Source organism: Paenibacillus sp. FSL H8-0122 (assembly GCF_038005345.1).
GTDB lineage: Bacteria > Bacillota > Bacilli > Paenibacillales > Paenibacillaceae > Paenibacillus_AQ.
Window position 1 is genome coordinate 859,549 of record NZ_JBBOTB010000001.1, and the last position, 23,243, is coordinate 882,791.

General features: G+C 55.1%; 19 protein-coding genes. 11 read left to right on the top strand and 8 right to left on the bottom strand.

All coding sequences use genetic code 11. From position 1 onward, the window contains the following. The first annotated feature begins 132 nt into the window (after positions 1–132). The gene (locus tag NSS64_RS03875; protein WP_341139274.1) at positions 133–3,906 is read left to right on the top strand and encodes an Ig-like domain-containing protein; all 3,774 of its coding nucleotides are present in this window, start codon (positions 133–135) and stop codon (positions 3,904–3,906) included. Positions 3,907–3,965: 59 nt separating this feature from the next. Here NSS64_RS03875 and NSS64_RS03880 read toward each other — a convergent pair whose 3' ends face one another. From NSS64_RS03880 to NSS64_RS03900, 5 genes are all read right to left on the bottom strand, one after another. Continuing rightward, on the bottom strand, positions 3,966–5,849 hold the full coding sequence (locus NSS64_RS03880; RefSeq protein ID WP_341139275.1) for an ABC transporter permease: 1,884 nt from the start codon (positions 5,847–5,849) through the stop codon (positions 3,966–3,968). Continuing rightward, complete coding sequence (locus NSS64_RS03885) at positions 5,821–6,588, bottom strand: ABC transporter ATP-binding protein (RefSeq protein ID WP_340994083.1); 768 nt, start codon at positions 6,586–6,588, stop codon at positions 5,821–5,823. The genes NSS64_RS03880 and NSS64_RS03885 overlap by 29 nt, the downstream gene beginning before the upstream one ends. A gap of 98 nt (positions 6,589–6,686) precedes the next feature. Further along, positions 6,687–7,700, bottom strand: a complete 1,014-nt coding sequence (locus NSS64_RS03890) for a sensor histidine kinase (protein ID WP_341139276.1) — start codon at positions 7,698–7,700, stop codon at positions 6,687–6,689. Continuing rightward, entirely contained in the window at positions 7,697–8,401 is a 705-nt protein-coding gene (locus NSS64_RS03895) for a response regulator transcription factor (RefSeq protein WP_340938713.1), read from the bottom strand. Before NSS64_RS03895 ends, NSS64_RS03890 begins: the two co-directional genes overlap by 4 nt. A 392-nt stretch (positions 8,402–8,793) precedes the next feature. Continuing rightward, on the bottom strand, positions 8,794–9,759 hold the full coding sequence (locus NSS64_RS03900) for an MBL fold metallo-hydrolase (RefSeq protein WP_341139277.1): 966 nt from the start codon (positions 9,757–9,759) through the stop codon (positions 8,794–8,796). Between the two features lie 561 nt (positions 9,760–10,320). On the opposite strand from NSS64_RS03900, the gene NSS64_RS03905 reads away from it, so the two are divergent. Continuing rightward, positions 10,321–10,698 (top strand): hypothetical protein, encoded by a 378-nt coding sequence (locus NSS64_RS03905; RefSeq protein WP_341139278.1) that lies wholly within the window; start codon positions 10,321–10,323, stop codon positions 10,696–10,698. Positions 10,699–10,705: 7 nt separating this feature from the next. Here NSS64_RS03905 and NSS64_RS03910 read toward each other — a convergent pair whose 3' ends face one another. Together NSS64_RS03910 and NSS64_RS03915 are read right to left on the bottom strand one after the other, a co-directional pair. Then, a complete protein-coding gene (locus NSS64_RS03910; protein ID WP_445667828.1) occupies positions 10,706–11,860 on the bottom strand; it encodes a glycoside hydrolase family 88 protein in 1,155 nt (384 codons plus the stop codon). A gap of 107 nt (positions 11,861–11,967) precedes the next feature. After that, on the bottom strand, positions 11,968–12,429 hold the full coding sequence (locus NSS64_RS03915; protein ID WP_341139280.1) for a hypothetical protein: 462 nt from the start codon (positions 12,427–12,429) through the stop codon (positions 11,968–11,970). 111 nt (positions 12,430–12,540) lie between these two features. On the opposite strand from NSS64_RS03915, the gene NSS64_RS03920 reads away from it, so the two are divergent. From NSS64_RS03920 to NSS64_RS03930, 3 genes are all read left to right on the top strand, one after another. Further along, positions 12,541–13,476 carry a LytTR family transcriptional regulator DNA-binding domain-containing protein gene (locus tag NSS64_RS03920; protein WP_340938720.1) on the top strand — a complete coding sequence of 312 codons (936 nt, stop codon included), beginning with the start codon at positions 12,541–12,543 and terminating at the stop codon, positions 13,474–13,476. 105 nt (positions 13,477–13,581) lie between these two features. Continuing rightward, the gene (locus tag NSS64_RS03925; RefSeq protein WP_341139281.1) at positions 13,582–14,427 is read left to right on the top strand and encodes an ABC transporter ATP-binding protein; all 846 of its coding nucleotides are present in this window, start codon (positions 13,582–13,584) and stop codon (positions 14,425–14,427) included. Continuing rightward, positions 14,424–15,134, top strand: coding sequence for an ABC transporter permease (locus NSS64_RS03930; protein WP_341139282.1), 711 nt, complete (start codon positions 14,424–14,426; stop codon positions 15,132–15,134). Before NSS64_RS03925 ends, NSS64_RS03930 begins: the two co-directional genes overlap by 4 nt. Positions 15,135–15,253: 119 nt before the next feature. Here NSS64_RS03930 and fabV read toward each other — a convergent pair whose 3' ends face one another. Then, positions 15,254–16,444: an enoyl-ACP reductase FabV gene (fabV, locus tag NSS64_RS03935; protein ID WP_341139283.1), complete on the bottom strand. Its 1,191-nt coding sequence runs from the start codon at positions 16,442–16,444 to the stop codon at positions 15,254–15,256. 193 nt (positions 16,445–16,637) lie between these two features. Between fabV and NSS64_RS03940 the strand changes: the two genes are divergently transcribed. The 6 genes from NSS64_RS03940 to NSS64_RS03965 all read left to right on the top strand — a co-directional run bounded on the left by NSS64_RS03940 (position 16,638) and on the right by NSS64_RS03965 (position 23,243). Further along, positions 16,638–17,879: a serpin family protein gene (locus NSS64_RS03940; protein WP_341139284.1), complete on the top strand. Its 1,242-nt coding sequence runs from the start codon at positions 16,638–16,640 to the stop codon at positions 17,877–17,879. 88 nt (positions 17,880–17,967) lie between these two features. After that, entirely contained in the window at positions 17,968–18,714 is a 747-nt protein-coding gene (locus tag NSS64_RS03945) for a BofC C-terminal domain-containing protein (protein WP_341139285.1), read from the top strand. 203 nt (positions 18,715–18,917) lie between these two features. Further along, on the top strand, positions 18,918–19,421 hold the full coding sequence (gene ruvC, locus NSS64_RS03950) for a crossover junction endodeoxyribonuclease RuvC (RefSeq protein ID WP_036690559.1): 504 nt from the start codon (positions 18,918–18,920) through the stop codon (positions 19,419–19,421). After that, the gene (gene ruvA, locus NSS64_RS03955) at positions 19,418–20,041 is read left to right on the top strand and encodes a Holliday junction branch migration protein RuvA (RefSeq protein ID WP_341139286.1); all 624 of its coding nucleotides are present in this window, start codon (positions 19,418–19,420) and stop codon (positions 20,039–20,041) included. The genes ruvC and ruvA overlap by 4 nt, the downstream gene beginning before the upstream one ends. Positions 20,042–20,067: 26 nt before the next feature. Beyond that, positions 20,068–21,075: a Holliday junction branch migration DNA helicase RuvB gene (ruvB, locus tag NSS64_RS03960; RefSeq protein ID WP_036690556.1), complete on the top strand. Its 1,008-nt coding sequence runs from the start codon at positions 20,068–20,070 to the stop codon at positions 21,073–21,075. Positions 21,076–21,140: 65 nt separating this feature from the next. Next, positions 21,141–23,243 carry a SpoIID/LytB domain-containing protein gene (locus NSS64_RS03965; RefSeq protein WP_341139287.1) on the top strand — a complete coding sequence of 701 codons (2,103 nt, stop codon included), beginning with the start codon at positions 21,141–21,143 and terminating at the stop codon, positions 23,241–23,243.

Consider the following 23,243-nt stretch of genomic DNA (forward strand, 5'->3'; position numbering starts at 1 on the left):
GTAAGTACCCTAGAGAGTAATTCTGCACGGCTGGAGGAGAACCGGAGGAACCTGCTGCTCATGAGGGGCTTCGCCAAGGCAACGCTATGGCGCAAGCCCCTACATCCCACGTTGAAAGGAAGAGGAGCCTTGGTGAAAAAACGTTTGCTTGCGGCACTTGCGGCCAGTCTGCTGTTCACGCTCAATCCCTCTACTCCGTTTGCGTCCCCTGTACATGCGGAGGAGGTGTTGTCCGGGACCGCTTTTTATGTGGCCAATAATGGAAGCGATTCCAATGCCGGGACGCTGAATGCCCCGTTCCAGACGCTGGAGAAGGCACGGGATGCGATCCGTACGCTGAAGGCGGAAGAGGGGCTGCCGGAGGGCGGCGTTACCGTGTATCTGCGGGAAGGAAGGTATGAGCGGACCAGCAGCTTCGAGCTGCGCCAGCAGGATTCCGGCGAGGCGGATAAGCCCATCACGTACACGGCCTATCCGGGGGAGTCGGTTACGCTGTCAGGCTCCCGCCAGCTGGCCAAATCGGCCTTCGTTCCGGTCACAGACCCGGCCATTCTCAGCCGGATCATCAGCCCGGAGGCGAGAACGAAAGTGCTGGCAGCCGATCTGGGGGCGCTTGGCATCACCGATTACGGCCAGCTCAGCCGTCATGGCTATTACCTGGCCAATGATCTCAGCGAGGTGCCGCCGATGGAGCTGTATGTGGCCGGGCAGGGCATGACCCTGGCCCGCTGGCCCAATGAGAGCACCGTTCAGATGGATGAGATCCTTGATCCCGGTCCGACCCGGAAGGACCCGAACGGTGAGGTGCACACACGGGGCGGCACCTTCACCTATACGTATGACCGGCCCCAGTACTGGACACAGGCAGACGATATCTGGCTGGACGGCATCTTCGGCTACAGCTGGGAATGGTCGTACAACAAGATTGCTTCCATCGACACCGCCGCCAAGAGCATCACCCTCCGCTACGGGGAGATGAGCGGGATCTTCAAGAACTGGTATCCTGACTTCCACTTCGCGCAGAATCTGCTGGAGGAAATCGATATGCCCGGCGAATATTATATCGACCGCCAGGCCGGCAAGCTCTATTTCCTGCCGAACGCTGAATTCGCAGCGGCTAATCCGGATATTGAAGTTACGATGCTGAAGAGTCCGATGATTAACGCCCTGAATGCTTCGTATATCGACTTCTCCGAGCTTATCCTGGAGAACGGCCGTGATTCGGCAGCCGTATTCATGGGCGGCAAGCAAATGCGTATCCTGAACAGCGAGATCCGCAACTTCACCAACAGCGGCGTATTGGTCAATACCCAGAGCCGGTTCTACTACAACAATTTTGAAGGGGCGCCGGGTACGGACCATGCGATTATCAGCAGCCATATTCATCATATCGGCGGCACCGCCGTTACACTGACGGGCGGCAACAAAACGACGCTTGCCCCGGGCAACAATGTGGTGGAGAATTCGCATATTCACGATTTTGCCTACTATCACAAAGCCTACAATCCCGGGGTGCTGCTGTCCGGCGTGGGCAACCGCATGTCGAACAATGAGCTGCATGATGCGCCGCATCCCGGCGTGCTGATCTTCGGCAATGACCATACCGTGGAGTATAACGAGATCTATGACGTATGCACCACCTTCTCCGACCTCGGCGCGATCTACATGAATGCGGGCGAGCAGCCCCATGAGCGGGGGACGGTCATCCGGCGCAATTACTTCCATAACATCGGCGAGAGCAAAGCCGGAGTAGAAGGCGTATACCCCGACAATTTCACAATGGGGCTGACCATTGACGAGAATATTTTCTACAAGATGGGCAATTCGGCCATTAAAAACAACGGCGGCTCGCATATTCTGACCCGCAACAATATTTTTATCGACAGCAAAATTCCGTACGACTATGCGGATATGTTCCTGGGCGATGAGCCGGATGATCAGGTGCCGCTGAATTACATGCCCAAGTGGCAGGCCTTGTTCGCGGCGAACAATAATTTTACCGGAACCCCTTACCTGGCCAAATATCCCGAGCTGGCGGATTTCTTCACGGAGAACCGTTATTATCCTGATACGAATACCTTCCAGGGCAATGTCATCTACAACCCGTCGGTTCCGCGCAGTGTAACGACCAATGTGTATGGGGCTTATGATAAGTTCGGGCTGGTCCAGTATGCTAATAACTGGGTTACTGCGGGTGATCCGGGCTTCACCGATCTGGCAGGAGGCGATCTGTCGCTGCGGACGGATGCGGATGTCTTCGATGCCATTCCCGGCTTCCCTGACATTCCGTTTAACGATATCGGCGTTGACGGCAAGGCGGGCACGACAGCCGGCCCGGACAGCTATCCCGTGCAGGGAGTTGCCGTCTATGACAGCGAAGTTACCGTGGACCGCTGGAAAACGGTGAAGCTGCGCACGGCGGTGCTTCCGTGGAACGCGAATAATTCCGCGCTGACCTTCGCTTCGGCCGATCCTGGGGTTGCGGCTGTAGATAGCGGAGGTGTCGTTACCGGCCAGTCGGTCGGCAGCACGGTTATTACTGTAGCCTCGGCGGAGAATCCGCTGCTGACAGCCACGGTAACCGTTCACGTCGAGGCGGGCGACGGCGTGATGGATTTCACGGATTTCGAATCCGGCGCGAACGGCTGGCTGCAGGATGCCAACCGCAGCATTGAGAAGATTGGCACGAACCGCTGGTACAAGATTCTGAACGGTGCCTCGTCGCTCAGTGCCAAGTCCTTCTCCGACTACGAGCTGAGCTTCAAGCTGAAGACGCCGGAGGTGATGGGGGATAATGCGACCCTCTATATCTTCGACCGTCAGGCCGGCAGCGGCTCCAGCCGCATCGGTTACAAGACCCGGGCGGATGGAAGCTCCGCCTGGCTGCTGTACAATTCGGCCTGGACGGTGCTGAAGGAAGTCAAGCTTCCCGGTCACGACCTGCAGCCGAATACGGAATACAGTGTCAAAATGCTGGTGAAAGGCGGCGACATTAGCGTCTACCTGGATGGGGCGTTCCGGCTGAAGGGCAATGATCAGGGACACAATGCAGAGGGCAAAGTCGGCTTCTATGTCAGCAATGTCAGCCAGATGCATTTCGATGACATTCAGTTCAAAGCCCTGACGGATACCCTGGCCGGGATTATTCCGGCAGAGAGCGCGGTGCGGCTGGCCGCAGGGGAAGAGCGGCAGTTGCAGGTAACCTTCGATCCTGCGGATACGCCGGATACTGGCGTCATCTGGCAGTCGGCTAACCCGGCGGTCGCTACGGTGGACAGTACGGGGGTGGTGCATGCCGTATACGAAGGGCAGACTCTGATCTCGGCTGTGTCTACGGTGAATCCGCTCATTAAGGCGGATATTACCGTCACCGTCTCCACTATTATGCATGAGACAGACTTCGAGCACGGGGGCAACGGCTGGCCGGTGGACCCTAACCGCAGCATCGCTGCTGATCCAGACGGCAACCGCCGCTATAAGCTGCTGAACGGCGCGTCCGGTCTGCTCGACCGCAGCTTCACGGATTATCAGCTGGAGTTCAAGCTGAAGACGCCGTCCGTGATGCCGGATAATGGCATCCTGTACATCTTCGACCGCCAGGACAGCACCGGCTCGACCCGGATCGGCTACCGGACCCGGGCAGACGGATCTTCCGGCTGGATTCTGTATGATACAGCGTGGCAGAAGCTTACCGAGAGTGTGCTGCCGGGGCATGACCTGCTGCCGGATACAGAGTATGACGTTAAGATGACGGTGAAGGACGGAGATATCGCCGTATTTGTAGACGGTGCACCAAGGCTCTCCGGCACCGATCCGGGCCACCGCCCGTCCGGTAAGGTCGGCTTCTACACCAGCGGCTTCGCCTATCTGCTGTTCGACGATATTGTCTTCTCGGTTCTGCCTTAAGTCTTAACGGAAAGAGCGCCCTTCCTGCGGAAGGGCGCTTATTTGTATTTTGCGGACTTTTATCCGGCCAAGGCCGACCGGATCTGTCTCGTGTAGAACAGGCGGACTATGAAGAAGTAGATCACCTGAATGAAGAAGAACAGGCCCAGCACAAGCAGGGATTCCCTGAATATGGAGTACTGGAACATATGTGACAACGCCGTAAGGGCAACGGCTCCATGGATAAGCGCGACAATGATCGGCGCGAAGAAGAGCAGGCTGATCTGGCGGTTCAATATCCGGCGAAGCTCTTTGTCACTCAGCCCCAGCTTGGAGATGGCCTTGAACTTCTGCTTGTCCTCATCCAGATCGCTGTACAGCCGGAAATAGAGAAAGCTGCCGGCAGAGACAAAAAATACGATTCCGACAAAAAAACCGATGAACATCACGGGGCCAAAGCTGTCATTGGTCTTGGAGGTTAAATACTCGAGCGCATAGAAAATATACTGCTCATCGTAGGGAAGCTCATTCGTCAGCTTTGCGCCTGCCTTCTCTGCTCCCGGCTGTCCAATCGCACCATGCCATGCATAATAACGGCTCACTTTGAGCGGCTGCCCAAGCTTGCGGGTCCACTCATCGGGGACGACGTAATAACCGCTGACTCCCCGTACGGCCCAAGATACGACAGCCTGATCCGCCTCGATGACGATTCCTGGCTGCAGCTCGACCGGCTGGTTGAGCATTTCTTCCCCCTCGCGGGACAGGCCGAAATCTACAACGGCTGCTTTCCCTGCGGTAAGCCGGATGGGATTTAGCCCCAGCAGCTCGGCTACGCTGTTGTATTCGGATTGCTTCACCAGAATCAGTGTCCGGCCGCTGTCCGCAGCCTTATAATAGTTAAGCTTCAGACTCATTTTTTCGGCAGCAATCCCGGCTTTGCCCAGGCTTTGGTCAATTAGCTGTATATGGGACTGTGCCTTGCTGTCCCCGTCCAGGGACTGATAGGTGAACAGATAAGGGTTCTTCTGCGTAAGCGCTCCGTTGATCATCGACTGGAATCCGTATAAAGCTCCTATCGCGCTGAAGGATACGGTAGAGATGATGGCGACCAGGAAAAAGGAACGCGCGTTGTCCTTCATCCGGTAGGAAAGATCAGAGAGCAGCAGCATATTGGTTCTGCGCCAGAATAGCTGCTCACGCGCCTTCAGCTTACGGATCAGGTACACACTGAGCTGGGTGAACAGCAGATAGGTACCGATCGACACCATAATGACCACCGGCGCGAGCAGCACCACCACACTCAGACCGCTCGCCCGCAGGGACAGGAAGTAGCTGATTCCCAGCAGCGTTACCACCAGCAAAGACAGCAGAAGCGAGGCCTTCGGCTCCGGCTTGGGCTGACGGTTTGAATGGATGAGCGTGATCAGCTTGCCGCTGCGCAGCACCGTAGAGATGAACAGGGAGATCAGGACGAACAGCAGCAGGAAGGAGATCAGTGTCAGCACCATCGCCTTGAACGGGAAATAGAATTGCAGCGGCTCATTAAGCGCAAGCACATTCTCCCCGGCAAGCAGAATTCCTTTGGCAAAGATAAGGCCTAGTCCGATGCCGCTGACCGTGGCGCCTGACCCGACGATCATATTCTCCAGAAAGATCATCCGCCGCAGCTGCCGGACGGTCATGCCATGCATCATCATCAGCCCGAACTCCCGTTTCCGCGATTGCAGGAATGCACTCATGGAGTAGAGCACGAAGAAGAAGGAGAACACATAGATCACCCATTTGGAGACCGAAAGCGCAAGAGCTGCGCTTGATTGAATATGTTCCCCGCTCAGTACCGGATGGTAGGCGAAGATGGAGAAGGTGAAGAAGACCATCACGGTAAACATGCTGCTGAGAAAATAGGCGGTGTATAGCCTCGTGTTCCGGGAGACATTACGGAATGCGAACTGGCGGAACGTCATGGCTATATCCCCCTAACAGCGAAAGTGTATCGATAATTTTCTGGAAAAAGCTCTGGCGGTTATCCCCGCAGTGAATCTCCGTATAGAACCTGCCATCCTTAATGAAGACGACACGGTGGCAATAGCTGGCGGCTACAGCATCATGGGTAACAAGCATCATCGTCGTGGACTGCTCCCGGTTGAGCGTTTCCAGCAGATCCATCACATCTCTGGCGGCTTTGGAATCGAGATTGCCGGTAGGTTCATCCGCCAGCAGCAGCTTCGGAGAATGAATCATGGCTCTGGCGATTGCTGTCCGCTGGGCCTGTCCGCCGGAGATCTCATAGGTGCGTTTTTTCATAATGGCGCTGATGCCCAGCTTTCCGGCAATCTCTCGGGCCTTTTGCTTCATTTCACTGACCCGGGTTCCGTCCAGTGTCAGCGGAAGCACAATATTCTCTTCTACAGTCAGGGTGTTCAGCAGGTTGAAATCCTGAAAGACAAAGCCCAGCTCGCGGCGGCGGAATACCGCCAGTTCATTTTTGTCCAGTGTGCCGATGTCCTTGCCGCCAATCCTGATGCTTCCTGTGGTCGGAGCGTCAACGGTGGCAATCAGATTCAGCAGCGTGGTTTTGCCGCTTCCCGAAGGCCCCATAATCCCTACGAATTCTCCGGCGGCAATGGTTAAATCAATATCGGTCAATGCCCGGTAGGCCACATTACCTTCATAGATTTTACTGACCCTGTTTACCTCCAGCATATGGCTGTACTCCCCCTCCATGTGTGCAACACACTTGTTCTGTAACCAATATACCGGAGACGGCAGCGTCTCATCTATCGATTTAGATTTCACTTTTATTACACGCCTGTAAGCAAAGGATTCGCCGCCAAAATAATCCGCACCACCGTTCCCTCACCAGCCGCCGATTCCAGCTCAAGCCGGTGTCCGAGACGGTCTGCGGACTCCTTCGTCAAATACAGCCCCATTCCTGTAGACTCCCGCAGTCCGCGCCCGTTGTCACCGGTGAAGAAAGGGTCAAATACCCTTTTGAGATCAGACGCCTGTATACCGATCCCCCGGTCCTTAACCTCAATGACGGCATCCATTCCTCTGAGATAGCAGGATACCGTGATTTTCCGGCCGTTCTCTGTGTTATCCGCCGCTGAATATTTGATGGCATTGTTCATAATTTGCGACAGCATGAAGAACAGCCATTTCTCATCGGTCTGGGCGGTAATGTCTGGAGTGGAGGCTTGGACCTCGGGAAAGATATGGCTGCGGATAAATAGGCGTCTGTGATCATGGACCACCTCGTTCACCAGCTTCGGCAGGCTGACAGGCTTAATATGGAAATCCTTCTCAAAAGCCCGCAGCCTGGCCATATACAGCACGGTATGAAGTCCGCTGCGCATGCGCTCCAGCTCCTCACGGATGCTGGCAAACTCGGGCTCGTCCATATTCTGCACGGTCAGCTCGATGACCGACAAAGGCGTCTTCATCTGATGAACCCATTGGTCGATAAAAGTCAGATGCTGCTCCTGCTGAAGCTTCACCGCCGTCAGCTGCTGCTGATAGTAGCCGTATTGGGTGTGCAGCAGCTGCTCCAGAGCTGTGGATACAGGGTGGTTCTCCAGCTTCTGAAAGGATTCATCCAGTGTCTCCAGAGGCCTGCTGAGGCGATGATAATAGCGGCGCCTGCTGATGTATTGATAGATCAAGTAGCAGCCGAGAAAGAAGAAGCCAATAAAGACCGCATAGAGCGCGGTCGGCAGATCGCGGTAGCCGTCAAGCCAGTAAATGGACAGCATAGCCCCAAATTGCACGATCTGCACAGCTAGTAACAACGCATGCTCACGGAGAAACAGCTTCATGGCCGGGCCTCTGACCAGCTGTTGTTCAGCCGGTACCCCGAACCTCTGACGGTAAGCACGGCATCCTCCATCCCCAGCTCCTGGAATTTCTTGCGGACCCGTGCGATGTTCACGTTCAGCGTGTTCTCATCCACAAAAGCCTGCGGGTCCCACAGCTTCTCCAGCAGAGCTTCCCGGCTGGCGACCCTCGGATAACGCTCCATCAGGCTCTCGATGAGATCCGATTCCTTGCGGGTAAGGGGCACGACCGCCTGCCCATATTGCAGTTCAAGCCTTTCAGGATACAGAATCAGCCCTTCCTTCTCCAGCATCAGCTCCTCGCGCTTAGCCGCATACTCCCCGTAAGCCCGGCGGAGGTGGCTATGGATTTTGGCGAGTACAATCCCGGAGTGGAAGGGCTTCGTAATATAATCATCCCCGCCGTTCTCCAGCGCCATAATCTGGTCCATCTCCCCGTCCCGCGCCGAAATGAACAGCACAGGGCAAGTGGAGACTTTGCGGATCTGGCGGCACCAGTAATAACCGTCATAGCTGGGCAGATTCACATCCAGCAGCACCAGATCCGGCTGTACCTGTTCGAATTCCAGCAGCACCAGCCGGAAGTCCTTGACCCTAACCCCCTCATAACCATACTTCTCAATCGCTGACAGCAGCAGGTCTGCAATCTTCGGATCATCTTCAACAATCATGATTCTGGACATATTTATGGGGCTCCTTGTCTTGTTCAGTTAAGTACATATATAACACGGGTGAGGGTGTAAGGGGAAGTTAGCGGGGGAGGATGGTTGGAAGTCATAAAGGGTGGAAGCGGTATGCGATCGGGCTCACTGCCCCGCAGCAGCAACTTTTATTTTAATCATACTGTGCCGGGAGACAGACATAGAGAAGCCTTGTGGATGAAGTGATACCTTGGGGATTCCAACTGGACAGTGTTTACGATGATAGTTGCGGAAGTCCGTATACGGGGGGAGCAGATACGCTATGTTTTGTACTTAGGAAGGGATAACGTGCATAGAGAAAAGCAAGAAAAGAAGGGAAATGCTCTTCTTTTCTTGCCTCGTCTGGTTATACGATGTACATCGAATGCTCTCCGTTACTCCCCTGATGCAGTAATCAGGTCATAGAGCTTATTCAAATTTGTCTTGAAATAGGTTGTGAAGTACCAAGCCTGGTATTCTTCAGGTATTTCGATCTCTTCAATACTCTGCTGATTCTGGACGGCTTCGGTCACGATGGCGATCATTCTGCTTATGTACCCCTTCACCGCATGAAGCTGTTGCAGGGAGCTGACCTCACCATGCCCCGGTATAATCGTCTCCACATCCAGCCGCTCAATCTGCTCCAGAATATGCAGCCACTCCTGAGGATTGGCATTGGCCAGAACAGGGTGGTGGTTCGAGAGCACGAGGTCTCCGAGGATGACAATTTTATCTTCCGGGAGGTACACAATGGCATCGCTCTGCGTATGCCCTCCGCCATATGTAATGAGCTGGGCGCTGCGGTTACTGCCGTGAATGGTCATTTGCCGGTCAAAAGTTATCGTCGGCACCGTATGCACCAGCTGCGGCAGCATATTCACGAATTCACGGTCCGTTGCATTCTCCCAGGCCATTTCCTGCTGCAGCTTAGTATCCGTCTCCTGCTCGCATTGCAATTCAGCTTCTCCGATCGCCTCTAGCATCTTCTCTCTGTTGTTCTGGTACTGGGCTACCCGGTCTCTGGCGAATGTATTCATGATCTCATGGGTCCTGGATGTGGAAATCAGCCGGGCGTCAGGCACAAACACCTGATTGCCAGTGGTATGATCGCTATGCCAGTGTGTGTTGATTACATAGGATACAGGGTTCCCTGTGAGATGCTCAGCAGCAGCCTTCAAATCCTGAGCCGCCTCCAGCGTCGCGAATGTGTCCACCACCAGAGTGAGTCCGCCCAGATCAATAATGGCCGCGTTTGCGAGTGAGCCTGTGCCTGGAGCCGCAATTGCTGCAACTACGCTATCCGCAATAGATTGAAGCCGGAAATGCCTGGAGCCTTGAAATGATTCAATCCTGTTCAGCATAGTAATCTCTCCCTTCCAACATGGGAATATACTATACGCTACAAAAGTCCGCTAGACAATATTTTTCTGGATTTCCATTTGATTTCCGTTTAATTGGCGATATTCGCAGAGCTTACGAACTGTTCAATTTGAAGAGAAATCCTGCAAAAAATGCAACAATACTGCTCCAAAGAAGCGGTCAATGCTGAAATCCTGCACGAACTGCAACAAATTCAGCGCTAACTTGCCCTAAACACCGAAATTTGTGCAAATCATGCAACAATGTACTTCAACCCGTAAAAGGTATAGAGAAATCCTGAAAAAAGTACAACATTACTGCTCCTTAAAAGCGGCCGGTGAGAGAGGCATTAGCATCGTTCACCCGCAGGGTGATTTTGTTCAAAGATAAGAATTTATATGTTTCACACTACAAATTATCCTTCTATTTCTCGCCGAAACGGTACCGTCCTTTAAAAGGACGGCAAAGCCGTTTCCAGTTGTTGATTAGGAAATTGTGATTTGCGTCCAATAAGGATAAGTTGTGCATAAAGTTGGGGGGAAGTGTCTTGGAGCATCGGCAGGATGACTATATTCTGGATCAGTAATAGGAATGACTTCGCTGATTTCACCGAACAGCCGGATATGGTCGAAAAACCGACCACATTCGGTGCGGCGGAGACGCGTGGGCCGGATATGGTCGAAAAACCGACCACATTCGGTGCGGCAGAGGCGTGTGGGCCGGATATGATCGAAAAACCGACTACATTCGGTGCGGCAGAGGCGTGTGGGCCGGATATGGTCGAAAAACCGACTACATTCGGTGCGGCAGAGGCGCGTGGGCTGGATATGGTCGAAAAACCGACCACATTCGGTGCGGCAGAGGCGTGTGGGCCGGATATGGTCGAAAAACCGACCACAATGGGGATGCCGCAGGCATTTTGTTCTACATTCGTCCCTTGAAATCTGGTTAGTATATCACTTCACTCTGTCCCCCCCGCTCATACCAATACCCCGGAATTCCCCGCGCAAGACGCAGCAACGCCTCCAGGAAGAAGTAATCGCCCCAGATCATGAAGTCATCCGGGGAGGCGTTGCCTCTGACGGAATAGGAGCCGTGCCGCAGAAATCCCTCTTCTAATGGGTGGCCTGCGGTGAAGTAGTGATTGATCAGCGAAGCCATGGATTTGTTCACGGCGTCCCTGAAATAGTCCCGGTCCGGATCATTCTCCGGCAGATGCTCCAGCAGCTCCAAGAGTCCGCATGCGGTGATAGCGGAAGCGGAGCTGTCGCGCGGGGTGCCCTCCTCCTGCGGGGCATCGAAATCCCAATAGGCCACATGGTCGGCGGGGAGATGCTCCACGAAGTAGCGGGCCATTCTTTTGGAGGTTTCAAGATAATGCGGATCTTGGAAGCTGCGGTAGGCGAGAGCGAAGCCATAGACGCCCCAGGCCTGCCCCCGCGTCCAGGTGGAGCCGTCCTGATACCCCTGCGCCGTCCCCCCGCGAAGGGCATCCCCCGTCTGCTGGTCGAAGTAAAAGGTATGGTAAGAAGAGTCGTCGCCCCTCACCAGGAAGCGGCGGCTTGTCTCGGCGTGGATACGGGCAGCCCTGGCATAGACCGGGTCGCCGGTCTGTTCGCTGGCCCAGCAGAGGAGCGGAAGATTCATCAGGCAGTCGATGATGATCCGTCCGCCGTTGTCTGCATCGCCCTCGGGTCCCCAAGCCTGAAAGAGCTGCGGACCGGGACGCCAGCGCTTCATCAGCTGGTCCGCTGCCTGCAAGGCGAGCAGACGCGAGGCTTCATCCTTGTCTGCAATCCAGCGGGCCTTGGCCGAGAGCGAGTACAGGAAGCCGATATCGTGGTGATCCAGCGCCTGCCCGTCCAGCATGCGCCCTCTGAAGGAATCTGTCGCCTGGATGGCGGCGGCATGAATCTCCGGGTCCCGGCTGTATTCATAGCTTAGCCATAGAATGCCGGACCAGAAGCCCTCCGTCCAGTTGGTGTGGTCGGTCAGATGATATTTGCCGTCCTCCATACTTACAATCGGAAAACTCTTCCCAAATCGCTTCACATTAAGCCGCGTGGTCGTAAGCGTCTGCTCAATTGCCTGCTCCCAGTTCATCATACCCGCCATAACCTCCATCATATCGCTATAGTGTGCTTAACCATATTATAAGCTGGTCAAGCTGTAGGTTTGTTGCACAAAACTATAGTTATATTGCGGATCTGCTATGAACGGACCTGCCCATAGACGCTCCAGCTGTTGGCTAAATGACCGGCGGCGAACAGACAGGCCGGAACAACGAATAACCAGGACTGGAGCCATACGCCAAGCAGCAGGAAGTAGAGGGCCGGGAAGACGGCCATTGGAACGGGGATGCCCAGCCAGGGCTTGAACAGCACCGCAAAAGCTCTCCCGCTCCGGTAATAGCGCACCCAGCAGCCATAGTACACCAGCATACATAGTGCCATCAGTACAGCAGATACTCCCAGGGGCTGAGCAGCAATCATTCGGCCGAAAAGAATGGGCATCATGAAGCAGGTGATCTGGCCTGCCCGCTCCAGGAGCGTGAAGACCAACGGGACGGAGTCCAGGGAGCCGGGAGCACTCCGGGGCGGGAAGAACATGAATATTAGATTCGGCAGTAATACAAGTAAAGAGATGATAAAACCTTGAGCATGCAGTCCCATCGCAGAAATCCGCCTTCCTCTGTGCATTTATAGTGGCCGTACCTGACAAATACATGGCATAACTTTATAATTGCATTATATATCCTAGAGAGCCTGGAGCGGGAGGAAGATATGCAATTTCAACCTATATATGAAGACGGAGAATTAATTATGCCGAAGCTCGAGCTTGACCTGTCTGCGAACCCTTCGGTTGGTATTATCACAGATTTGAGGCGCAAGCAGTTATTAATGGAGCAATTGTCCCGGGAATCCGGCAATTATTTGTCGTGGGCCGGGCAGAACGAATATATGCGGTTGACGGTAGAGGAGCTAATCTCGTTTCTGATCCGAATGTCGGGACGGGAGGAGCGGGCGGCTGTGTTGACGGATTATTTTGCGCTTAAGGAGGAACGTAAGGTCAGATTGATGCAGCTCAGCTCTTCGAAAAGGGTGTATGTGACCCTGCTGCGGGCCTTTTTCGCCCATCAGTCCACGCTCGTATTGGAGGAGCCGTATTTCTATCTGGAGGAGCAGGACCGCCGCCAGCTGAAGCGGATACTGGATGACCTGTCGCAGCAGAAAAGGATACTCATTCTGACCTCGAATCTGGAGGATGCGCTGATCTCCTGTGATGTCATCTACCGGCTGAGCGGGTCCGGGCTTCATCAGCTGGATATCCGCGATTCGGAAGAGGACAAGCAGGAGGCAGTGAAGCAGGATGAGGCCAACATCACCTTGCAGAAGGTCTCGACCAAACGGGAGGATAAGGTGATTTTATTTGATCCGCCCGAGATTGATTTTATTGAAAGTGTAGAAGGCTCTATCCTGGTACATGTCGGCGGTGAGCATTATGACTGTGCCCTGACCCTGACCCAGCTTGAAGCGCGGCTGCTGAATTTCGGTTTCTTCCGGTGCCACCGCTCCTACATCGTCAATCTGCAAAAGGTACGCGAGATCATAACCTGGACGAAGAACAGCTACAGTCTGCGGCTGAACACCGGCAAGGAGGCCGTGGTTCCGTTATCCCGCTCCAAATTGCAGGAACTTAAGGCGCTGCTTAAGCTGTAAAAGGTACCGTTCAGGCCGGAATGGGTACAATTCACCCGGTTTTGGTGGCTGAAAGGCTGAATTCTGGATAACGTTAAGTCATCAACAACATAAGGATGTGGTGAGATGGCGGTTATTCAGGTAGAACAGGTCCGCAAGACCTTCGGGGCGAGAGATGCGCTGACAGAGGTGTCCTTCAGTATTCCAAAAGGGGAGATTTTCGGGTTCCTCGGTCCGAGCGGTGCAGGCAAAACCACCTTGATTAAGATTCTGACTGCACAGCTGAAGCCGACAGGCGGAGTGGCCAAAGTATTCGATCAGCCGGCGGAGGCGATGCAGCAGTCGGCCCAGAAGATGCGTTTTGGCATTCTGACTGATAACAGCGGTCTGTACGAGCGGTTGTCCATAGAGGAGAATCTGGAGCTGTACCGGAAGCTGTACGATCTTCCCCGTTCTGCGGTGGATCAGGTGCTGCAGTTCGTTAATTTAAGCAGTGAGCGCAAGAAGAAAACAAATACGCTGTCCAAAGGGATGCGTCAGCGGGTGATGCTGGCCTGCGCCATTATCCATGAGCCGGAGCTGTTGTTCCTGGATGAGCCGACCTCGGCACTGGACCCGGTGAATTCAGCGCATATCTATAAAGGCTTACGTTATCTGAATGAGAAGGGCACGACCATCTTCATCACGACGCATGATATGGCGGAGGCGGAGCTGCTCTGTAACCGTGTGGCGATTCTCTATCAGGGACGCATCCAGACCATCGGCTCACCAAGGGAGCTGAAGCGGCAGCACCGCGAGAACCTGATCCGGGTGGAGCTGACCAGCGGAGAGGCTTATGAGCTTCCGGTGGATGGGGACACGGCGGACCGGATCGCGGATTGGATGAAGCGGGGACTCATTGAACGGGTAGAGACGAAGGAACCTAGCCTGGGTGATATTTTTATCAAAATGACGGGAAGTGAGCTGCTATGAACATCTCCTATAAGCGGGCCAGCGCGATCTTTGTGAAGGATTATAAGGAATTCTCGCGCAATTATGCGCTGTCCATTATGCTGCTGTTTCCGATTTTGTTTGCGGTGCTGTTCAAAAGCGCAGGTGCATCCTTGCCGGGAGCCGCCGGATTTCTGTTCAACAGCTCGTTTGTGCTGCTGACCTGCTTCGCCCAGGCTTGCCTGATTGCGGAAGAGAAGGAGCGTAACACGCTGCGGACACTCATGATGACTCCGGCTACAACAATGGATGTGCTGGTGGGCAAAAGCAGTCTGGTCTTTGTCATGTCGACGGTGGTTCTCACGATCTCTACACTATTGTTTGGCTATGAGCCTGCAAATATAGGGGTATTCGTAGCCGCGATCGTTCTTTCCATTGTTCTCTACACGGCAGCCGGGACGATCTGTGGTCTCTATTCCAAAACCTTACTGGATGCGTCCTTATCGATCATCCCGGTAGCCTTCATCTTCATGGGCGCACCTTGGGGTGCCGTACTGGCGAAGAATTATCCGGTGTTCGGAGTGCTGGATTACATGCCAAGCAGCCAGCTGGTGCACTTGCTGAACCTGAGCCCAGCCGGTTATCCGGCGGGGGAGGTGTGGCCGCCTCTTCTAATCATTGCGGCGTGGACAGCCGTGCTGACCCTTGTGTCTGTGGTGCTGTACCAGAAGCGGCTCCGGGACGAATAGGCCGGCGTGGCTGTGACCATTCGTGGCGCAGGCCGCTCCACAGGCTGGATAGAACGCAAAGAAAGCCGCTCCCGGGAGGGGGCGGCTTCCTTGCACTGCGTACAGCAAACGTCAAGCTTTTATACCATATTAGGAATCTCTACGGCAGGGTCTGTCTCAGCGTCATAGTCTACGCCTTCGGTACGGAAGCCGAACAGATGGAAGAAGTCGTCCTGATAGCCTGCCAGATCCGCCAGCTCAGGCACATTATCCGTCTCCAGCTCATTCCAGCGTCTCATGACCTCGATCTGCACATCCTCGCGCATCTCCCAGTCGTCAATACGGATCAGGTGGCTGCCGTCCGCAGCGGCTTCACCGCCGTTATACAGATGGTCGGCGAACAGACGGTACATCTGCTGGATGCAGTTCTCGTGCAGCTCCTTCTCCTTCATGACTCTGTACAGGGCGGAGATATACAGCGGCACTACCGGAATAGCCGAGCTGGACTGGGTAACCAGTGCTTTATTCACGGATACGAAGGCCCGGCCGCCTGTGGCGGAGAGCTGCTCGTTCAAGGCAATGGCGGTCTGCTCCAAATGATTCTTCGCCTGGCCGATGGTTCCATCCTTGTAGATAGGATGCGTAATCTTGGGTCCGATATAAGAGTACGCCACGGTAGTTGCTCCGTCTGCAAGCACACCGGCCTCCTGCAGCTGGCTGATCCACATGCCCCAGTCTTCCCCGCCCATTACGGCGATGGTCTGGCGGACTTCATCCTCTGTAGCCGGTTCAATGGTAACGGTGGAGACCTCTCCGGTGTGGAAGTTCATCGTCTTGTTCGAATAGGCTTGGCCTACCGGCTTAATCACCGAGGAGAACACTTCTCCGGTTACCGGATGGGTGCGGCGCGGGGAGGCTACGCTGTACACGACCAGATCAACGGTGCCGAATTCGGCCTTGATCAGCTCAATCGTCTTGGTCTTAATTTCATTCGAGAAGGCATCGCCGACGATGCTGAAGGATTTCAGCCCCTGCTTGGCCGCTTCACGTTCAAAGGCAGCAGAATTGTACCAGCCTGCGGAGGCAGTGCGGGTGCCTTCAGCGGCCTTGTCGAAGAAGACGCCGATAGTGTTCGCGCCTGCGCCAAAGGCAGCGGCAATCCGTGAAGCCAGTCCATAGCCTGTGGAAGCGCCGATGACCAGCACGTTCACCGGGCCGGTAAGCTTCTTTTGGGACCGTACATAATCGATCTGTTCCTGTATTTGTCCGGCACATCCCTCCGGGTGAGCTGTTGTGCAGATAAAGCCGCGTGTTTTTGGCTGAATAATCATCAAGGATATCCCCTTTGTTTTAGTTTTTAACTTTTTTCGTTAATATAGAGTATAGCAAATGATGGCATAGAAAGATAAGCCTTCAATATAATGAATAGCAATTTTGGATGCCTGCCGCTAAGAATTTGCAACTTTTCCCAATCCGCAGCGTCAGTGGGTAGAGAGGTTACGGAGATACAGGGAGGAGATTGGCATGGGCAGAAGATTATCCGCACTTATACTAACCGTGCTGCTCTTGGGCGGCTGCAGTGAAGGAGGTTCGGGCATGAATTATGCGGAGAGACAGGCTGCCGCAGCAGAGCTCGGTTCGCGTCTGACGGACAGCAGCAACCAGCTGGGTGTGAAGCTGTTCAGCCAGTTATGGAAGCAAGGGAGCGGGAACCTGACGATATCCCCGTACAGTGTTGCTGCCGCTCTGGCCCTGGCCTATAACGGCAGTGCCGGAGAGACGGCAGAGGAGCTGGGGAAGCTGCTGGGCTATGCGCCGGATGAACGGCAGAAGCTGAATACCGGCCATCAGTTATTAATGAAGCTCATGAGTCATGGAGGAACGGGCGGGGAGCTGAAGATCGCGAATTCGGTCTGGGGTATGAAGGGTCTGACGCTGCGCAGGGACTATCTCAAGACCGGTGAGGATTTCTATGACGCGCAGATTAAGACTACGGACCTGTCGGCAGAGAAGTCTGTGAAGGAGATTAACGGATGGGTGGCAGACCATACGGGGGACAAGATTCAGGAGATGCTCACGGAGCCGCCAGGACCGCAGGCTGTTGCCGTCCTTGTCAATGCGCTGTATTTCCAAGGTGCCTGGACGGATGTGTTCGAGGAACAGGCTACGAAGCAGGCGGACTTTTATCCTCCGGACGGACCGGCAGTGCAGGTGATGATGATGAAGCGGAGCGGTATGTTCGAGTATGCAGCTCATGACGGTTGGCAGGCGGTTAAGCTTCCCTACGGAGAGGGAGAGCTGGAGATGGTCGTGATCCTTCCGGGTGAGCCATCTTCTCTCGCGGAGCTTGTGGGTCATCTGGAGCAGGGGACTCTGCTACTGGATAAGGGTTTCTCCAGTTCCCGGGGGACGCTCTGGCTGCCAAGGTTCACGGCCAGCTATGGCACAGAACTCTCCAAGGTCCTGCAGACACTGGGTGTGAAGCTTGCTTTTGATCCGAGCCGAGGGGATTTCTCCCTGCTGGCAGATTTGGACAGCCCGATCTACTTCGAGCAGGTCATCCACAAAACATATATCGATGTGAACGAGCGGGGAACGGAGGCGGCGGCTTCCACTGTCATTGATATGCGCGCCGGATCAGCGCCCCCTGTAGATGCGCCCTTTGAAATGAATGTCAACCGGCCGTTCCTGTTCATGATCAGGGATACGCAGACCGGGGTCGTGCTGTTCCTTGGAGCAATTGAGAATCCGCAGCTCACGGATTAGATTCAGGCTGGGATGAATTTCAAGCATTTACGCATAAATGATCCCTTCACAGGTCACAATAGGAAAAAACCAGAATGAAGGGATTAACGTGAATGCTTTTCGCCTGAAAAAACAATTGTGGCGGCGGTGGAGACGCTGGAAAAAAGCTCCCTGGGTTGGTGCGGCATGCCTCGTGCTGACGTTGCTCGCCTGGCGCGGCATGCAGGTTCCGGAAGAGATCAGTACGCTGCTTAAATCTTCGTCATTCCTGAGCGGAACCGCAGGGCGGAATCTGGAACCCGGAAGCAGCTTACCGGCTGTAGCCGCCGTATATAACCATACAGACGATGATGCCGAAGTGGATGCTGCCGTGATGAATAGTCAAGAGCTGCTGAAGGCTGTGGGCAAGGAAGCCATTAGCAGAACGGTGCATCTCAAGACCCTCTATGTAGCTGGTGAAGAGGTGCAGACCCTGCCCGGCAAGCAGACCCCGGCCCAGCTTAAGGAGCTTATAGTCCGGCATGCGGGCTGGAGCGGCTGGCTCAGCCGGGAAGGGGATCTATGGCTGGAGCAGCGGGTCAATGATCTGTCGCCGCTGACCAAGAAGGAAGCCTACTTCGGAGTGGACGAGCAGGGCAACCTGACCTTGTTCCAAGGCCCGCCCGAAGCGGAGCGGGTGATGAAGACCTTTTTCCAGATGGACATGGGCTCCATCAAATCCTCTCTGCCCAAGGGCATCTGGGAGCAGCTTCATCAGGGCATCCGGGTGCAGGATCTGGAGGAGTATAACAGCGTGCTCTCCACCTTCAGCGACTATGCGCGTGATTCCTCTGAACAGGTGATGCATGCGGAGTGAGGGAGAGACTATAGAGTTAGTATCATGAAGACTCGTGGCACGCAGGTGCCTGCGGGTCTTTGTTGTGTTATGCATGTTTCATTTCCCCGGGGACAAACTTTTTGTCTCCCGGGGAATTTTTTTTGCTATAATGGGTGGAAGGAATACATATGTTCGCTTTAGGGCCGGAGTATCCGCCCGGGCATAGAGGAGAGAGAAGGATCTTGCGCATTTTGGGGATTGATCCGGGGCTGGCGATTGTCGGCTTTGGCTTTGTCGATAAGGTCGGCAACAAATTAACACCGGTCCAATACGGCTGCATCCAGACCGAGGCACATACCCCGGAAGAAGAGCGTCTGCTGCATGTCTATGAAGGCATGGTGCAGCTGATTGATAAATATAAGCCGGACGCGGTAGCGGTAGAGAAGCTGTTCTTCAGCCGCAATGTGACCACGGCTCTGCCGGTGGCGCAGGCACGCGGGGTGCTGATTCTGGCAGCTGTGCAGCGCGGTCTTCCGGTGGCGGAATACACCCCGATGATGGTGAAGCAGGCTGTAGTCGGTTACGGCAAGGCGGAGAAGAAGCAGGTGCAGGAGATGGTTAAGCTGCTGCTGAAGCTGACGGCTGTGCCGAAGCCCGATGATGTGGCGGATGCGCTGGCGGTGGCGGTATGCCATGCCCATTCTGTGAGTCTTAATTCCAAATTAAATGAGGTATTGCGAAAATGATAGATTTTCTTAGAGGGCCGGTTGCCCATTTGGAGCCGGAATATGTTGTGCTGGATGTACAGGGCGTGGGGTACCGGGTATTCTGCCCGAACCCGTATGCTTTTGCCAAGACAGAGGGTCCGGTGACTGTGTTCATTCATTATCAGACTCGCGAGGATGCTACACTGCTGTTCGGATTCCCGTCGCGCGAGGAGCAGCGGCTGTTCCGCAAGCTGATTGAGGTATCAGGCATCGGCCCGCGCGTTGCGCTGGGCATTCTGACCGGCGGAACGCCGGACCAGCTGATCGCGGCCATCTATCAGGAGAATATCACCTTCCTGACGAAGCTGCCGGGGATCGGCAAGAAGACGGCGCAGCGGATGATTCTGGATCTGAAGGACAAACTGGACGGCTTCGGCGGGGCAGCCCTGCAGACGGGATTGTTCGCAGTAGCAGCTGAAGCGCAGAGCAAGGCGGAGGCGCTCCCGTGGGAAGAAGCCAGGGATGCGCTGAAGGCGCTCGGTTACACCGATGCCGAGCTGGACAGGGTGCATCTGAAGATGAAGCAGGAAGGCACGGATGCCGGACCGGTGGATGTGCTGATGAAGAAGGCGCTGGGGCTGCTGTATACCGCCAAATAGGTCCCTGAAGAACGGAGTGAGGAAGAATGGATGACCGGATTATATCGGCTAATCTGATGATGGACGAGCAGGCGGTGGAATTAAGTCTGCGCCCCCGTTATCTGGGTGAATATATCGGCCAGAACCAGGTGAAAGAGAACCTGAAAATATATATAGAAGCGGCCAAGATGCGCAGTGAAGCACTGGATCATGTCCTGCTGTACGGGCCTCCGGGTCTCGGCAAAACGACGCTGGCCAATATTATTGCCAACGAGCTGGGTGTCAATCTGCGGACCACCTCCGGCCCGGCGATTGAACGGCCCGGCGATCTGGCAGCACTGCTGACGAACCTTCAGGAAGGCGATGTGCTGTTCATTGACGAGATTCACCGTCTGCACCGGACGGTGGAGGAGGTCATGTATCCGGCGATGGAGGATTTCGCGCTGGATATCATGATAGGTAAGGGGCCAAGCGCACGGTCGGTCCGTCTGGACCTTCCGCCCTTCACGCTCATTGGGGCGACGACACGTGCGGGACTGCTGTCTGCTCCGCTGCGTGACCGCTTCGGAGTGGTCAGCCGGCTGGAGTATTACACTATCGATGAACTAAGCTTCATCGTGGCGCGCAATGCTGAACTGCTGGGTATTGAGATTCTGGGCGATGCAGCGGAAGAGATTGCCCTGCGGGCCCGGGGGACACCGCGGATTGCCAATCGTCTTCTGAAGCGGGTACGCGATTACGCTCAGGTCCGGGGTGACGGGATTATCACCCCGGAGATTGCTGCCGAATCGCTGAAGATGCTCCAGGTGGACCCCCGGGGACTGGACAGCATTGACCATAAGATGCTGCAATCCATGATCAGCTCCTTCCGGGGCGGTCCTGTCGGGCTGGATACCATCGCTGCTACGATAGGTGAAGAGAGCCAGACCATTGAGGATGTATACGAGCCTTATCTGCTGCAGATCGGTTTCCTGCAGCGTACGCCGCGAGGGCGCATTGTTACGCCTGCGGCCTATCATCATCTTGGCCTTCCGCTTCCTCCGCAGCCTAACTGATTACTGAGAATTTTGGGCTACACACCGAAGCGGATGTATCACTAATACTTTTTAGGAGGCCTACAATGAAACTTGCGAAGTGGACAACAACAGGAATCGGGCTGCTGGGCCGGGGGGCGCTGGCTGCATTGCTTGCGGCAGGCAGCCTGCTCATTCCGGCTGATTACGCCCGTGCCGATTCCGGCGGGTCGATCCGGGTTGCACTGTATGCCGATATTGGCAGCAAATATAAATCTACTGTACCGCTGGTAACCCTGCAGTCCGAGCAGAGCTTCAGCCTGCTTCCGGCAGCCGGCGGCAGCCCGTTATTGTCGGTTCCGGCCCAGAACAAGGTCCGTGTCAGTCTCGACGGGTTCCGGGTGAAGGTGCTGGAGACGCCAAGCTGGCAGAGCGCTGCGGATGCGGCGAAGAAGCTCCAGTCTTCTTCCAATAAGCCGCAGATCTTCATGGCTGCCAGAGGCGGCGCCAAGGTATATCAGCTATATACCGGAGGCTATGCCAGTGAGAGTGCAGCCAATAACGGGCTGAACGCAGTCCTCAAGGCCGGTCTGGCGATTCCTGAGGGGCAGACCCCTGCGGTGGCCGGAACCAAGCATCTGTCTGCGGGCTCCTACGCTACACTTGAGGAAGCCCAGGCGGTAGTTAGCAGCCTGACCACTGCCGGCTTAGATGCCTGGCCGGTATTCATATCCGGTGAGGGCGGCAGTGCGCGTACCGAGGTATGGGTAGGAGAGGCGTCAAGTGACAGCGAGCTTGCGGCGGTCTCTGCTTCGGCAGCTGCGCTGCTTCCTCAGCTTGCTCTGACGCCTGTGGCGCCGGGTGCACCCGGCGTAATGATCCGCATGGACGCAGGGCTCGATTTCAACAGCGAAGTCCAGGCCTTTCATTATCTGTTATCCGGAAGTGACGCGAAGTTCATCTTGTCCGGCAATGATAAGGGAATTATGCTTACAGAAAGGTCCAAGCGGATCTACCGCGGCGATATGGAGCTTGGCAACCTGAATGGTTCATTGTCTGTCATTAACGTGGTTCCGCTGGAGCAATATCTGTATGCGGTAGTGGGGGGAGAGGTATCCTCCGGCTGGCCGGAAGAGGCGCTGAAGGCCCAGGCTGTAGCGGCACGCAGTTACGCGTTGTCCCAGGGGAACCGCTTCGATGTTGCCAATGTGGTGGACACAACGCTCAGCCAGGTCTATAACGGAATCAGTGCAGAAGCACCCACAATCATCAAGGCGGTTGATGCAACCGCAGGTGAAGTGCTGCAGAGCGGCGGCAAGGTTGTGGAGGCGGTATTCTCCTCGAACAGCGGCGGCGTTACGGCTGATCCGTCGGAGGTATGGAACAGCGGCGGCAACTATACCAGTGTGGCCAGCGCAGAGGATGTGGCTGCGGTGGGCTCGGCTAAGAAGTGGTACTATGTACTGCTGGACAACGGCGTTTCCGGCTATGCCCGGGAAGATAACATCAAATTAACAGGCAGCAAGACAGCCGCAGGGCTCCCTATTGCCACAGCCACTGCCAAGGATGTAAATATCCGGCCGCTGCCTGTCGTTGACAGCAGTGCTGCTCCGGCAGGCAAGCTGAATCCCGGACAGAACGCCGTAGTGCTGAATCAGGTCTATGAATCCGGCAGCTACAGCTGGATCAAGGGTCCGTATTCTTCAGCCGAGCTGCTGAAGAGCCTGGCCGGCAAGACCAGCGGCACTCTGCCCTCTTCTATAACCACTCTGGAGGTTACCCGGCGCGGGCCTTCAGGAAGAGCGGTGGAGGTCAAGGCGAACGGCCAGATCCTGCAGGTGAAGTACCCGGATCTGTTCCGTTCCTCCTTCGGCGGATTGCCTAGCACCTTGTTTGATATTGTACCTGCCGGAAGTTATACTGTATTAGGCGCTGACGGCTCTACAGCTGCTATCGGCAGCACCAGCCCGGCCGGAGTGCTGTCTGCCTCGGGCCAAGTGACGTCCAGCGGCAGCGGTACGGTTGTGATGGGTGCGGATCAGAACTCCAGAGTCGTGACCGGCAGTCCGGGCTTCTATTTCATCGGCTGGGGTTACGGGCACGGACTCGGCATGTCTCAATGGGGCGTGAAGGGAATGGCCGACAAAGGGTATGATTATAAGCAAATATTGCAACACTATTTTAATAACGTTACTATAATTAAGAATTAA